This is a genomic window from Halomonas sp. Ps84H-12 (genome assembly GCF_024124725.1).
GTDB classification, from domain to species: Bacteria; Pseudomonadota; Gammaproteobacteria; order Pseudomonadales; family Halomonadaceae; genus Vreelandella; species Vreelandella aquamarina.
In genome coordinates this window covers 69,359-83,246 of the sequence record NZ_JAMXSJ010000013.1, presented here as the reverse complement: position 1 = coordinate 83,246, position 13,888 = coordinate 69,359, and the positions used below count along the sequence as shown (strand labels likewise).

13 protein-coding genes are annotated in these 13,888 nt (G+C 57.3%); 8 read left to right on the top strand and 5 right to left on the bottom strand.

Translation table 11 applies throughout. The features are described 5' to 3' along the window. Positions 1–195 (top strand): hypothetical protein (locus NH344_RS08565; protein ID WP_253027774.1); only part of this gene is annotated, 195 nt, incomplete at its 5' end. Next, positions 192–626 (top strand): transcription termination/antitermination NusG family protein, encoded by a 435-nt coding sequence (locus NH344_RS08560; protein ID WP_253027773.1) that lies wholly within the window; start codon positions 192–194, stop codon positions 624–626. The genes NH344_RS08565 and NH344_RS08560, both read left to right, overlap by 4 nt. 39 nt (positions 627–665) lie before the next feature. Here the strand turns inward: NH344_RS08560 and NH344_RS08555 are convergent, their stop codons facing one another. Beyond that, positions 666–1,028: a helix-turn-helix transcriptional regulator gene (locus tag NH344_RS08555; protein WP_074211399.1), complete on the bottom strand. Its 363-nt coding sequence runs from the start codon at positions 1,026–1,028 to the stop codon at positions 666–668. A 457-nt stretch (positions 1,029–1,485) separates the two neighbouring features. After that, positions 1,486–2,388, bottom strand: a complete 903-nt coding sequence (speB, locus tag NH344_RS08550; protein WP_253027777.1) for an agmatinase — start codon at positions 2,386–2,388, stop codon at positions 1,486–1,488. 169 nt (positions 2,389–2,557) lie between these two features. Here speB and NH344_RS08545 point away from each other — a divergent pair, with 169 nt between their 5' ends. The 6 genes from NH344_RS08545 to NH344_RS08520 all read left to right on the top strand — a co-directional run bounded on the left by NH344_RS08545 (position 2,558) and on the right by NH344_RS08520 (position 11,034). Further along, complete coding sequence (locus NH344_RS08545) at positions 2,558–3,481, top strand: LysR family transcriptional regulator (protein WP_253027772.1); 924 nt, start codon at positions 2,558–2,560, stop codon at positions 3,479–3,481. Between the two features lie 240 nt (positions 3,482–3,721). Beyond that, positions 3,722–5,293 (top strand): Re/Si-specific NAD(P)(+) transhydrogenase subunit alpha, encoded by a 1,572-nt coding sequence (locus NH344_RS08540; RefSeq protein ID WP_253027771.1) that lies wholly within the window; start codon positions 3,722–3,724, stop codon positions 5,291–5,293. A gap of 16 nt (positions 5,294–5,309) precedes the next feature. After that, positions 5,310–6,752: an NAD(P)(+) transhydrogenase (Re/Si-specific) subunit beta gene (locus NH344_RS08535; RefSeq protein WP_074211404.1), complete on the top strand. Its 1,443-nt coding sequence runs from the start codon at positions 5,310–5,312 to the stop codon at positions 6,750–6,752. Positions 6,753–6,989: 237 nt separating this feature from the next. Then, entirely contained in the window at positions 6,990–9,146 is a 2,157-nt protein-coding gene (katG, locus tag NH344_RS08530) for a catalase/peroxidase HPI (RefSeq protein WP_253027770.1), read from the top strand. 183 nt (positions 9,147–9,329) lie between these two features. Beyond that, a complete protein-coding gene (locus NH344_RS08525; protein ID WP_054641039.1) occupies positions 9,330–9,518 on the top strand; it encodes a hypothetical protein in 189 nt (62 codons plus the stop codon). Next, positions 9,511–11,034, top strand: coding sequence for a sodium:solute symporter family protein (locus NH344_RS08520; protein WP_253027769.1), 1,524 nt, complete (start codon positions 9,511–9,513; stop codon positions 11,032–11,034). The genes NH344_RS08525 and NH344_RS08520 overlap by 8 nt, the downstream gene beginning before the upstream one ends. A 42-nt stretch (positions 11,035–11,076) precedes the next feature. Here the strand turns inward: NH344_RS08520 and NH344_RS08515 are convergent, their stop codons facing one another. From NH344_RS08515 to NH344_RS08505, 3 genes are read right to left on the bottom strand one after another with little or no spacing between them, the layout of a single operon-like run. After that, positions 11,077–12,009 carry a biotin-dependent carboxyltransferase family protein gene (locus NH344_RS08515; protein ID WP_253027768.1) on the bottom strand — a complete coding sequence of 311 codons (933 nt, stop codon included), beginning with the start codon at positions 12,007–12,009 and terminating at the stop codon, positions 11,077–11,079. Next, entirely contained in the window at positions 12,006–12,710 is a 705-nt protein-coding gene (pxpB, locus tag NH344_RS08510; protein WP_253027767.1) for a 5-oxoprolinase subunit PxpB, read from the bottom strand. The genes NH344_RS08515 and pxpB overlap by 4 nt, the downstream gene beginning before the upstream one ends. Beyond that, complete coding sequence (locus NH344_RS08505; protein ID WP_074211408.1) at positions 12,707–13,459, bottom strand: 5-oxoprolinase subunit PxpA; 753 nt, start codon at positions 13,457–13,459, stop codon at positions 12,707–12,709. Before NH344_RS08505 ends, pxpB begins: the two co-directional genes overlap by 4 nt. Between the last annotated feature and the right edge of the window lie 429 nt (positions 13,460–13,888).

Sequence of the window (13,888 nt, the reverse complement as noted above, 5' to 3'; positions counted from 1 at the left end):
CCCGGCGTGGCTGGTGAGGGTGCGGCGACTGGCGCGGAACTTTATGTTGGGCATGGCACTGTCTGGGTGAATGGCGATAATGGCTATATTGCCATGCAGGTCAGTGGGTTAGAAGTGCTTCCGGGGGCCGGTCTCACGGATTCAGGATTCAGTGCAAAGGTGGTGAGTCCTTTAGGGCTGAAGAAAATCTTTTGAATCAGGGGTTTGATATCTTTCACCCCACACTCTTATGCCGTAAAAAGCGCAGAGGTAAAGTTGAGTGGGTGAGCGAGCCGCTGTTTCCTTACTACTTATTTATCTATCTTGACCAGCTGCAAAGCAATTGGCGGCCCATCCGTTCTACCCGGGGGGTTAGTCGTATTGTGACGTTTGGTGATCGTCCTGCTGTCATATCTCATGAATTAATCGCCTTGCTAAAGGCACGTGAAGACCAAGACGCTTTGCCGTCTAGCTTTGAAGCTGGGCAGGAGGTCACGGTGGAGAATGGCCCCTTTGCAGGACATTCGGCCACCTTTCAGCAGCAGCTAAGCCGAGCCCGCAATGGTGAAGAGCGGGCGATTATCTTGCTGCAATGGCTAAATCGCACGCAGGAGGTAGAAGTGCCTATCTCGCACCTTTTGCGTTAGCGTATCTGGCTGGGTGCTGTTGGAGTGGCTGTATGGCAGCTAGATGAGGTCGCTTAACTCCACATCTAAAGCAGCCGCAATACGGGTTAGCACGCTCAGCGAGCCGCTCTTTTTGCCTGCCTCTATTTCGGAAAGATATCCCTGGCTAATCCCTGCTTTTTCCGCTAGTTCTCCCGCACGCAGGCCACGGTATTCACGGTACACTTTCACGGGTACCACACCGTCCAGCAGCGTATTCACAACCGCTTCTGGAAACGACTCTTCACCGCGAGCCACTACCGCGTTTGCAGCGTTGATATCGTCCTGGTCTTCCAGTCGAGCAAGCAAGGCGTAGTACTCCTGCTCAGGCAGTACCACCAACCGCTCGCCGGTGGGCGTTTGAATAATTTGAGGGACGCTCATGCCGCCTCCTGTTCATTGACTGTGATGGGCGGTTATGAGTGCGCTATTGAGAAACACCGCCGCGCTCGTCGATGATCACCCGCCAGTCGCCTACCCGCAGACGAATATACTTGCTCCCTTTCAACGCCTTCATATTATTGCGCTGGCTTTCTGGGTCTTCCGCGTAGGCCTTGATCTTGCCTTGTATGCTTCGACTCTGGCCGTGGCATTCGCTGCAATACCTTCAACGCGCTTTTCCGGTAAGTGATCGTTTTCATTATTTCTGCTATAGCTTTCAGCGAATAAATATCGACAGATTTTAGCTTCCAGCTAAAAAATACCTATTCCCACTCATCCCCGTCTCCGCTAAACGACGTCGTAGGTTAGCGGCTATGAACATTCCCGTACTCCTCCGCCTACTGCATAAGCTGATCCGCCTTGGCATCATCGCCAAGGTGAACTTCCTTGCCTTACGCGTTTAACCGCGCTTAGACGCTGCCAGCACATATAAAAACTCCAACCCCAGCGTAGCTGCAGCAAGTGATGTAATGTCGCCGTGGTCGTAGGCGGGGTTCACTTCCACTAGGTCCATACCCACCAGCTCCATACCCACCATGCCGCGCATTACTTTCAGCATCAGATCGGTGGACATACCGCCGCATACCGGCGTGCCGGTGCCCGGCGCAAAGGCGGGGTCCAGGCCGTCGATATCCAGCGTCACGTAGGCTGGGTGATGGCCCACCCGAGCACGAATCCTCTCCAGTACCGCCGCAGGGCCATGGTCGTTCACCCAGTCGGCATCGAGCACTTCGTAAGGGTGGTTGTTGCGGTCATAGCTGGTACGAATGCCGATTTGCAGCGAATGCTCCGGCACGACCAAGCCTTCCTGCAAGGCGTGGTGGAAAATCGTGCCGTGGTCAAAGCGTGTGCCTTGCTCATAGGTATCGGTATGGGCATCAAAGTGAATCAGTGCCAGCGGGCCATGTTCACGGGCGTGAGCGCGTAGCAGCGGCAGGCTGATGTAGTGGTCGCCGCCCAGCGTCAGCATCTTTTTGCCTGCATTCAACCAGCGCATAGCGTGGGTTTCCAGGTTGTCTACCAGGCTTTCCGGCTCGCCGTAGGCGTAATCCAGGTTGCCGGCATCGCACACCCGCAGGCGATCTTCCAGAGCAAAATCCCACGGCCAGCGCTTGCCTTCCCAAATCAGGTTAGCGGTGCTTTGGCGAATCGTGTTCGGCCCCATACGCGTGCCAGAACGGCCAGAGCACGCTAGATCAAATGGTACGCCGCTAACCACGACTTCAGCATCGGTGGCGTTGGGATCAGTCGCTTTGGGCACGCCCATAAACGTGGAGATAACGTCACCAAACAGGCTGGGCATGATCTGAGATGGGGTCACCTAACGTGTACTCCTATGGTGTGCAACAGTAAGAAAAGGGTGGCAAGCGCGGGCGGGGATGCTCAAGGAAGCGCGACGATAAGAAATTTTTCGCGATGAATGAAATGAATGTTTAGAATGAAATCATTCATGATATAAATAGTGAGGCGCTATGCGTTCGCTACGCCACTTTGACCTAAATTTGTTGCTGGTATTTGAAGTGCTGATGCGCGAGCGCCATGTCACCCGCGCTGCCGAAAAACTGCATTTAAGCCAGCCAGCGCTAAGCCATGCCCTCAAGCGCCTGCGTGAAGCGTTGGGTGACCCGCTATTGGTACGCACCGAGCAGGGCCTGCAGCCAACGCCCAGAGCGCTCGCACTGCTGCCAGTGGTGCAGCAAGCCTTAGCCGCGCTTCAGGAAGGCCTCGCGCCGCCTGCCATCTTTGCCCCAGCCACCAGTACCCGCCGTTTTACCCTGGCCACCACGGATTACTTTGAAGAGGTCATGTACCCAGCGTTTCTTAGCCAACTGCTGGGCTATGCGCCGGGCATTAGTTTCTCCATTGAGTTGATTACCCCAGAAGTGCTAAGCGAAGCCCTAGAGCAACGCCAAGTGGATATGGTGGTGGGGTTGGATAGCCAATCATCGCTACCCAGCGGCGTGTTGCAAACGCCCTGGATGCATGAAGAGCTGGTGTGCCTAGCCGCCCAGCAGAACCCTCATGTAGGCGATGCCTTGGCGCTAGAGGAGTTTGCCCACCAGCCCCATGTGGAGCTTGCCGATATCAGCGGCCTGCTGCCCAGCCGCATTGAGAGCTGCCTAGCCCAGCATGGACTGAGCCGCCGGGTGATCTCGAAAAACCTCAACTACATCGCCGCCGCGCGGGTGGTGGCGCTCACCGACGCCATTATTACCTTACCTCGGCAAATGGCCGAGCGCTTTGTCGCGATGCTGCCTGTTCGCATGGTTGCCCCACCTGAAGAACTACCCGCCTTAACCATGACACTGATCCAGCATAGTCTCTACGCCAATGCCCCTGAAAACGTGTGGCTCTATGACGAGCTGACCGCGTTTGCACAGAGTGCTAGCCGGTAGAAAAATGACGTGTATGTCATTGTGTTGTAGATAAACAACATAGTTGAATCAAAGGTTGAATGGTCACTGGCGGGCTCGGCATTAGATCCTAAACTGCTATCTGGCGCATTTTTTCGCGCAATAGTGAATAGGCAATAGTGAGTAGATCATAGTGAGTAGACAGCGCCCAAAGACGTTGGGGCAACCACCCGGCTGCAAGGGATTGGGCGCTGAACGCGGATAAAACAAGGGAGAAGGCGTGTGAAAATAGGCGCACCGAAAGAGATTGCTCGGGGAGAAGCGCGAGTCGCGTTGACCCCCGAGAGCGCAAAGCACCTGCAGAAGCTGGGCCATGAATGCCTCATCGAAACAGGTGCCGGCCTGGCCGCGGGTTTTAATGACGACACTTATCGCGACGCTGGCGTGACCGTGGCGGAGAGTGCCGACGCGCTTTGGCGCGACGCTGAGGTGGTCATTAAAGTCCGCGAGCCGACTGAGGCCGAAGCTAAACAGCTGCGGAAAGGCCAAACGCTGATCGCCTTTTTCTGGCCAGCTCAAAACGAAGCGCTGCTGGAAACCTGCAAAGCCCAGGGTGCCACCGTCATCGCGATGGACATGGTGCCGCGTATTTCCCGGGCGCAGAAGATGGATGCGCTCTCCTCCATGGCGAACATTGCGGGCTACCGCGCAGTCATTGAAGCGGGCAATAACTTCGGCCGTTTCTTTACCGGCCAGGTGACCGCCGCAGGCAAAGTACCGCCTGCCAAGGTATTGGTCATCGGGGCTGGGGTGGCAGGTTTAGCGGCGATAGGCACCGCGACCAGCTTAGGGGCGGTAGTGCGCGCCTTTGACGTGCGCCCTGAAGTTTCTGAGCAGATCGAATCCATGGGCGCTGAATTCCTGTTTCTCGATTTTGAGGATAGCCAGGACGGCTCCGAGAGCGGTGGCTACGCGGCCCCCTCAAGCCCTGAGTTCCGCGAAAAGCAGCTGGCGTGCTTCCGCGAACAGGCGCCGGACGTGGATATCGTGATTACCACGGCACTGATTCCCGGCAAGCCCGCGCCCAAGCTCTGGCTGGAAGACATGGTCGCCGCCATGAAACCCGGTTCGGTGATCGTCGATTTGGCCGCCGAGAAGGGTGGTAACTGCGACCTGACCCAGCCCGGTGAGCGTGTAGTAAGTGATAACGGCGTGGTGGTGGTCGGCTATACCGACTTCCCCTCGCGCATGGCGACACAAGCGTCACTGCTTTACGCCACCAATATTCGTCACATGCTCACCGACCTTACTCCTGAGAAAGATGGCGTGATCCATCACAACATGGATGACGATGTGATTCGCGGCGCGACGGTGACTCACCAAGGGGAAGTCACCTTCCCACCGCCGCCGCCGAAGGTAAAAGCCATCGGCGCGGCCAAGCCGAAGAAAAAAGAGAAAGAGCCGACTCCAGAAGAGAAGAAAGCCGCTGAGCTTGCCACCTTCAAAGCGCAAACGAAGAGCCAAGTGACCATGTTGGCAGTGGGCGGCGCGCTGATGCTGCTACTGGGGTTAGTCGCTCCTGCCTCGTTTATGCAGCACTTTATTGTGTTTGTGCTGGCCTGCTTTATCGGCTTCCAGGTGATTTGGAAAGTGAGCCACTCGCTGCATACACCGCTCATGGCGGTCACTAACGCCATTTCCGGTATCATTATTTTGGGAGCGATCCTGCAGATTGGCTCGGGCAGCGCGGTGGTTAGCGTGCTGGCGGCTATTTCGGTGTTAATCGCATCAATCAATATCGTGGGTGGCTTCCTGGTAACACGCCGGATGCTGGCCATGTTCCAAAAATCCTAAGCGGCGGAGAGACGATATGTTAGAGCAAGGATTCGTATCTGCCGCAGCTATTGCGGCAAGCGTGCTGTTTATTTTGTCGCTGGGCGGCTTGAGTAATCAGGAAAAGGCCAAGCGCGCCGTGTGGTACGGCATCGTGGGTATGGCGGTCGCGGTGTTTTTCACTGCGTTTGGCCCCGGTATCGGCGGCTACTGGTGGCTGATTCCGATGATGCTGATTGGCGCAGCCATTGGCGCTTACGTAGCGGGCAAGGTTGAGATGACCGAAATGCCCCAGCTCGTGGCCGCGCTGCACAGTTTCGTAGGCTTGGCGGCGGTGTTCGTGGCCTGGAGCGCAGACCTGGAGCGTCGCCGGGTGATGGCGGCCCGTGCCGCTGAGGCGTCGCTGGACCAGTTCTCTGCCTTTGCGGCGCTGGTGGCCACCAAGGCCCCCGACGAGCTGATGTTCCTGCAAATAGAGGTGGTGCTGGGTATCTTTATCGGCGCGGTAACATTCACCGGCTCGGTGATTGCCTTCGGTAAGCTGGCGGGCAAGGTGGACGGTAAGCCCAAGCAGCTGCCCGGCGGCCATCTACTGAATGCGGGTGCCGCGGTAGTGTCGCTACTGCTGGCGATTCTCTACCTCAACGGCGCAGGCTTCTGGACGCTGCTAGTGATTGCAGCGCTGGCGTTCTTTATCGGCTACCACCTGATCATGGGCATTGGCGGGGCGGATATGCCGGTGGTGGTCTCGATGCTGAACAGCTACTCCGGCTGGGCGGCGGCGGCGATTGGTTTCACGCTCTCCAACGACCTGCTGATCGTGACCGGTGCGCTGGTGGGCTCTTCCGGTGCGATTCTCTCTTACATTATGTGTAAGGCGATGAACCGTAACTTTGTCAGCGTGATTCTAGGTGGTTTTGGGGGGGCTCAAGGGCCTGCCGCGGAAATCGAAGGCGAGCAGGTCTCCATCGACGCCAATGGCGTCGCTACCGCACTGAACGACGCCGACAGCATCATCATCGTGCCGGGTTACGGCATGGCGGTGGCGCAGGCGCAAACGGCGGTCAGCGATTTAGTCCGCAAGCTGCGCGCCGCTGGCAAAACCGTCCGCTTCGGCATTCACCCCGTGGCTGGGCGCTTGCCAGGCCATATGAACGTCCTGCTGGCGGAAGCCAAGGTGCCTTACGATATCGTGCTGGAGATGGATGAGATTAACGACGATTTTGCCAGTACCGACGTGGTTATCGTTATCGGCTCCAACGATATCGTGAACCCCGCGGCCGAAGAGGACCCCAACAGCCCCATTGCGGGGATGCCGGTTCTCAAAGTATGGGAAGCGAAGCAGGTGTTCGTCAGCAAGCGTGGCCAGGGCACTGGCTACTCGGGTATTGAGAACCCGCTATTCTTCAAGGAGAACACGCGAATGTTCTACGGCGATGCTCGCGATAGCTTAAACGCCCTGCTACCGCTGGTGGAGTAATCAAGTAAAGCAGTAGACTGACAAGGAACGGGGCGCTCAGCGCCCCGCTTCACGTTTGATTGTTAATGACTATCAGCTTGTTGGTTAAATGCAAATTGTGACTATTGAGTAGGTGCTTTAAAACTGTAAAACATGAATAACGCATCCGCTGACGATCTACACAGTAGCTTGCAGCAAAGATGCAGAGCATTTGTTCCCTTGGTATCGCCAAGGCATAGAGCAATAAGGGAGAGAGCTATGAGCGGTAAATGTCCTGTCATGCACGGTGGTAACACCTCGACCGGTACTTCCAACAAAGATTGGTGGCCGGAAGGGTTGAATCTGGATATTTTGCATCAGCAAGATCGCAAATCAGACCCGATGGATCCGGATTTCAACTACCGTGAAGAAGTACGCAAGCTCGATTTCGACGCGCTGAAGAAAGATGTCCACGCGTTGATGACCGATAGCCAAGAGTGGTGGCCCGCTGACTGGGGGCACTACGGCGGTTTGATGATCCGTATGGCTTGGCACTCCGCTGGCACCTACCGTATTGCTGATGGCCGTGGGGGCGGTGGTACCGGAAGCCAGCGCTTTGCACCGCTCAACTCCTGGCCGGACAACGTCAGCCTGGATAAAGCGCGCCGTCTGCTGTGGCCGATCAAGAAGAAGTACGGCAACAAAATCAGCTGGGCAGACCTGATGATTCTGGCTGGCACCGTGGCTTATGAGTCCATGGGCTTACCTGCTTACGGCTTCTCTTTCGGCCGCGTCGATATTTGGGAACCCGAAAAAGATATCTACTGGGGTGACGAAAAAGAGTGGCTGGCACCTTCTGACGAACGCTACGGCGACGTGAACAAGCCAGAGACCATGGAAAACCCGCTGGCGGCTGTCCAGATGGGTCTGATCTATGTGAACCCGGAAGGTGTTAACGGCCAGCCTGATCCGCTGAGAACCGCGCAGCAGGTACGTGAAACCTTCGCCCGTATGGCGATGAACGACGAAGAGACCGCAGCCCTCACAGCTGGCGGCCACACCGTCGGTAAATGCCATGGTAATGGCGATGCCTCTGCGTTGGGCGCTGAGCCAGAAGCCTCTGACGTTGAAAACCAGGGCTTAGGCTGGGGCAACCCCAACATGCAGGGCAAGGCGAGCAACGCCGTGACCTCGGGTATCGAAGGTGCGTGGACCACCAACCCCACGAAATTCGATATGGGCTATTTCGACCTGCTGTTCGGCTACGAGTGGGAACTGAGAAAGAGTCCTGCCGGTGCCCACCAGTGGGAACCGATTGACATCAAAGAGGAAGACAAGCCGGTTGACGCCAGCGACCCCTCTATTCGCCACAACCCGATCATGACCGATGCGGATATGGCGATGAAGGTAGATCCGACCTATCGCGCTATCTGCGAAAAATTCATGGCCGATCCGGAGTACTTCAAGAAGACTTTCGCGAAAGCTTGGTTCAAGCTGACGCACCGTGACCTGGGCCCGAAATCACGTTACATCGGCCCGGAAGTGCCGGCAGAAGACCTGATTTGGCAAGACCCGATTCCGGCAGGTAACACCGACTACTGCGAAGAAGTGGTCAAGCAGAAAATTGCACAAAGTGGCCTGAGCATTAGTGAGATGGTCTCCACCGCTTGGGACAGTGCCCGTACTTATCGCGGTTCCGATATGCGCGGCGGTGCTAACGGTGCCCGCATTCGCTTGGCCCCACAGAACGAGTGGCAGGGCAACGAGCCTGAGCGCCTGGCGAAAGTGCTGAGCGTTTACGAGCAGATTTCTGCTGACACCGGCGCTAGCGTCGCGGACGTGATCGTTCTGGCCGGTAGCGTAGGCATCGAGAAAGCCGCGAAAGCAGCAGGTTACGAGGTACGCGTACCCTTCCTGAAAGGCCGTGGCGATGCGACCGCCGAGATGACCGACGCAGACTCCTTCGCACCGCTGGAGCCGCTGGCCGATGGCTTCCGCAACTGGCAGAAGAAAGAGTATGTGGTGAAGCCGGAAGAGATGCTGCTGGATCGTGCGCAGCTGATGGGCTTAACCGGCCCGGAAATGACCGTGCTGCTGGGCGGTATGCGCGTACTGGGCACCAACTATGGTGGCACCAAACACGGCGTATTCACCGATCGTGAAGGCCAGTTGACCAACGACTTCTTTGTGAACCTGACCGATATGGGGAACAGCTGGAAGCCGGTAGGTAGCAACGCCTACGAAATCCGCGACCGTAAGACCGGTGCCGTGAAGTGGACCGCCTCGCGGGTGGATCTGGTATTTGGTTCCAACTCGCTGCTGCGCTCTTACGCAGAAGTGTACGCCCAGGACGATAACGGCGAGAAGTTCGTCAGAGACTTCGTCGCCGCCTGGACCAAAGTGATGAACGCCGACCGTTTCGACGTCGCGTCGTAAATCAGCAACCGCAAGTCGCACTATCTAAGGCACCCTATTTTGGGTGCCTTTTTTGTATTTCTGCATCGGCAAGCAGCATAGTTAAGCCGTATGCTGGCGAAAGCGTGCCTAGGCACTGCTGGTTCGTCAGCTTTGCTACAGTAGCGCATGCTTTCCCTTTGATATAACAACACGAGATCGACGATGAAACGCAGTAAATGGATATGGCTAGTATGGGCCGTTGTCTTGTTAAGTTATTTAGTGCCTTACACGCTGTTAAGCGACGTGTCGCGATGGTACGGCAGCTTTTTGTTTTGGGCCGTGGCCGGGGTGGCCATCATTGCTCTGAACGTGTTTATTACGACAGACTTTAAGGAGCATAGCGATGACTGAGTCGCTCATTTGGTGGTCCATTGCTATCTACTTATTAGTGGCCATAGGCATTGCTATTCTGTCGCGCCAACGCCCGGCGAAAGGCGGTTCAGAAAGCATGTCCGGCTACTTTTTGGGTAACCGCCAAATGAACGGGTTTGTCTCGGCGCTGAGCTACAGTGCCACGACGTATAGCGCCTTTATGATGGTGGGCCTGGCTGGCCTGACTTATGCGGGCGGCGTGGGTGCCTTCGGTTTTGAAATCATCTATTTTGCCGGTGTCTCGCTGGTGGCGGTGTTCGGCCCTAAATTCTGGGCAGTTGGCAAAAAGTTTGGCTACGTGACGCCCAGCGAGATGCTGAGCCACCGCTACCATAGCAAGCAGGTGGCCATGGCCGTGTCGATTGCCAGCTGTATCTTCCTGATCCCTTATTCCGCCGTTCAGCTCGCTGGTGTCGGCTACCTGTTGCAGGGTATTACTGATGGCGCCATTACCTTTACCACCGGGGTCGTGCTAGCCACGGGGATCGCCATTTTCTTCTCCTATATCGCGGGGATTCGTTCGGTCATGTGGACCGACTCGCTCCAGGCCATCATGATGATTGTGGCCTCTACCCTGGTAGCCTTTCTGGTGATTCAAAATCTGGGCGGTTTTGGTGCGCTCTTCGATACGCTGGCAACGGAGCACCCGCAGTCCCTGACGGTACCTGGCCCAGGACTATTCAGCTTTGTCACCTTCTTGGGGCTCACCATTCCCTGGTTCTTCTTTAGCCTTTCAAATCCGCAGGTCAGCCAGCGTCTTTTCATGCCCTCGTCGCTGCGCTCGATGCGCCACATGCTGATTGGCTTTTTGGTGTTCGGGTTTATTTACACTCTGGTCTCCGTGCTGTGGGGCTTCTCGGCGCTGGCCGCTTTCCCTAGCCTAGAGCGCGCCGATTTAGCCACGCCCACGCTACTGGCCTCAGAGTTTGTGCCGCCCGTATTAGGCGTGATTGTGATGATCGGCATTATGGCCGCCGCTGTTTCCACGATCGACTCGATCATGCTGACTCTGGCGTCCATGGTCTCCCGCGACGTCTATGCCAACCTCAAGCTGAACGTCAGTGAAAAGCGACAACTGCTGGTGGGTAAGTGTGTAGTGCCGGTGATTGCACTGATGGCGCTGGCCTTCGCAGAGCTGCAGCTTGACCTGATTGCGGTGCTGTCGGTGGCCGCCTCATCGGGCTTGGTGGCTATGGTGCCTGCGCTGATCGGTGCTTTCTATTGGAAGCGCGGCACGGCTGCCGGTGCACTGACCAGCGTGGTGGGTACCAGCGCCTTTGTGCTGCTGATGTATGCCACCGGCAATTCACTGTTGGGCCTGCCTGCCGGTGTATGGGGCATTGTGGTCGCGAGTGTGCTGTTTGTTGGCGTTAGTCTTGTGACCAAGCCTCATCAAGACTCTACCGATGCTTTCTTTGCCGCCATCGCGGAAGAGTTGGGTACACAGCAGCGTCGCACTGCCAATGACCCGGCGACCAAGCAAGCGGCTCATTAGGCACCCTAGCGATAAAAGCCCCTGATGAGGGGCTTTTTAGCCTTACTGCCACTTCAATAACTGCGCTCTGTAGGCCGCCTGCGCCTGCGTCGCACTGATGGGCTGCAAACGCACCTTGGTGCCCGGCAGGCACTGGGCGAGGCGGGCGCAGGCCATGGGGGTTAAAGCACCCAAACGCGGGTAGCCACCGATGGTTTGGCGGTCGTTCATCAGGATGATCGGTTGGCCATCGGGAGGAATCTGCACAGCCCCTAACGGAATGCCCTCGGAGACGATACCGCCCAGGCGGCTGTTCAGCGCTTTGCCGGTCAGTCGAATGCCCATGCGGTCGGCGCGTTGGTCCACGGTCCATGGCTGGTTGAAGGCGTCAAACAGGCTGCGCCCGGCAAAGTGCGCGGCCTGGGAGCCCAGCACCATGTCCAGCACGGTGTCTACTGCATCAGGCAGAGGAAGCTGAGTGCCTTGGGGCAACTGACGCGGCGTGGCGCTGCTGCCTTTCCAGGTGAGTTGGTCGCCGGTTTTAAGCGGTTTGCCATCTTCGTGCAGGCCGCCGATGTGCTCTCTTGCCGTGCAGGCTTGGCTGCCTAGCACCTCGGGCGCATCCAGCCCGCCAGGAAAGGCGAGGTACGCGCGCAGGCCCTTTTTCGGCTGGCGAAAGACCAGCGTTTGGCCCGCTTGCATCATAAAGCTGTCGTTGGGCGCAAGCGGCTGGCCATCCAGCGTGGCGGCAAGGTCGGCTCCGGTGAGGGCAAGGCGCACGTCGCTATTGGCCACCAGCGTCAGGTTGCCGCCCATGACGATTTCCAGCGCGGCGCTCCCCAGCGGGTTGCCCAGCAGCCAGTTGGCCCAGCGGAAGGCGATCCAGTCGGCGGCGCCGCCCTGAGTCACGCCTAAGTGGCCGACGCCGAAGCGGCCCGCATCTTGAATCATCGCCAGCGGTCCGGCTTGCTTAACGGTCAACATGGGTTGGCTCATGACCGCTCCTCCAGCGGGGTCGTATCGCCCCCAGCCGCTTCAAATTCTGATTGGGATATCGCCTTAAAGCGCACTTTATCGCCCGGGCGCAGCAGCGGCTCGCCCCGTTTGGCGTGCTCGAAAAGCGGCACGGCTGTTCTGCCAAGAATGTTCCAGCCGCCCGGCGAAAGCAGGGGGTAAATGGCGGTTTGCCGGTCGGCAATGCCGACGCTTCCTGCCGCCACGCGGCGGCGGGGCGTTTTTAAACGCGGCGTGGCAATGGCCTCATCCACCAGGCCCATAAAGCCGTAGCCAGGCGCAAACCCCAGTGCAAACACGCAGTAGTCGTGACTGCAGTGGCGCTCAATCAACGCCTCGACGCTGAGCCCGGCGCGCTTGGCAACGGTGGGCAGCTCCGGTCCAACGCTCTCGTCGTACCATACGGGGATTTCGTGGAGCTGGCCCTTTTGGGCATCGGCGGGCGTGAGATTGCGCAGTGCGCTACGCACCAGCGTCGTGGCCTGGGCAAAAGTGAGCTTCTGGCAGTCGTAATGCACCAGCAGGGTGGTGTATGACGGGATGAGATCAATCAGCGCGTGATCAAAGGCGCGCCGCAGCACCTCGTCAGCGGCCATGATCCACGCCATATTGCTTTCATCAATGGCATCGAACAGGCGCACCGTCAGGGCGTCCATCGCCGCCGTTTCTAAGCGCAGTTTCACGCGGACTCCAGCGCCGTAAAGGCCTCACGAATGGCGCGCACGGCAGCCACGGATTCGGGGTTATCGCCATGCACACAGAGCGTGTCGCAGGGGAGCTGTAAGGCGCTGCCATCCCGGGCGGTGAGAGTTTCACCTTTTGCCAGGGCGACGGCTTGGGCGACGATAGTGGCTTGGTCGTGATGCACAGCCCCCGGCAGGCGGCGAGAGGCGAGATGCCCAGTGGTCTCATAAGCGCGGTCAGCGAAGGTTTCAAACCACAGCGTCACGCCCATTTTTTCCGCTAATTGACGATGCGGCTCTGGGTTGGCGGTGGCCATCACCATGAGCGGCAGGCGGGCATCGAATGCCTTCACGGCCCGCATGGCACCTTCCAGCAATTCCAGATTGGCAGCCATGTCGTTGTACATCGCCCCGTGGGGTTTGACGTAGCTCAGCGCGGTGCCTTCCGCTTGGCAAATGCCTGCCAGCGCGCCGATTTGGTAGAGCATCATGTCTTCTACTTCGGCCGGAGAGCAGGCCATGGAGCGGCGGCCAAAGCCCATTAAATCCGGGTAGCCGGGGTGCGCGCCGATCTTGACGCCGTGCTGGACGGCAAGCGCCACCGTTTTACGCATCACATGGGGGTCTGAGGCGTGGTAGCCGCAGGCAATGTTGGCACAGTCAACGTGGGGCATGACCTCAGCGTCTAAACCAATCGACCAGTTGCCGAAACTTTCGCCCATATCGCAGTTAAGCAGCGGAATCGCCATAACGTCTCCTGCCGGGTTGTGTGTTGTTAGTAATTGATATCGCTATTCATTAGCCAAATGAGACAGTCTATTTGCTCATAGTGATGACGTATTAATGAGCCTATTTATGGTGTTGTTAGCGCAAAAATAATATATGGAGCCTGCGTCACAAGTGCCAATCGTTTTTAGCGATATTAAGTATCGGTGCTTCCTATCATGCTGTTATTTAGTGGAAAAATAGTTGACGCTAGGGCGCTATACGATTATCAACTAAATAAAGCGACTCAAAAAAGATTACAAAAGAGATGCCCTTATCCGCCTGATGTAGCGCCGTTGCGCCACCAATAAAAATGGCAATGAAAGGGTGATTTCGAGGAGTACCACATGCGGTTGCCAGCCCCGCGACAGCATGTCCGTGCCCAACACGACATGTTTCACTTACATTTGCAT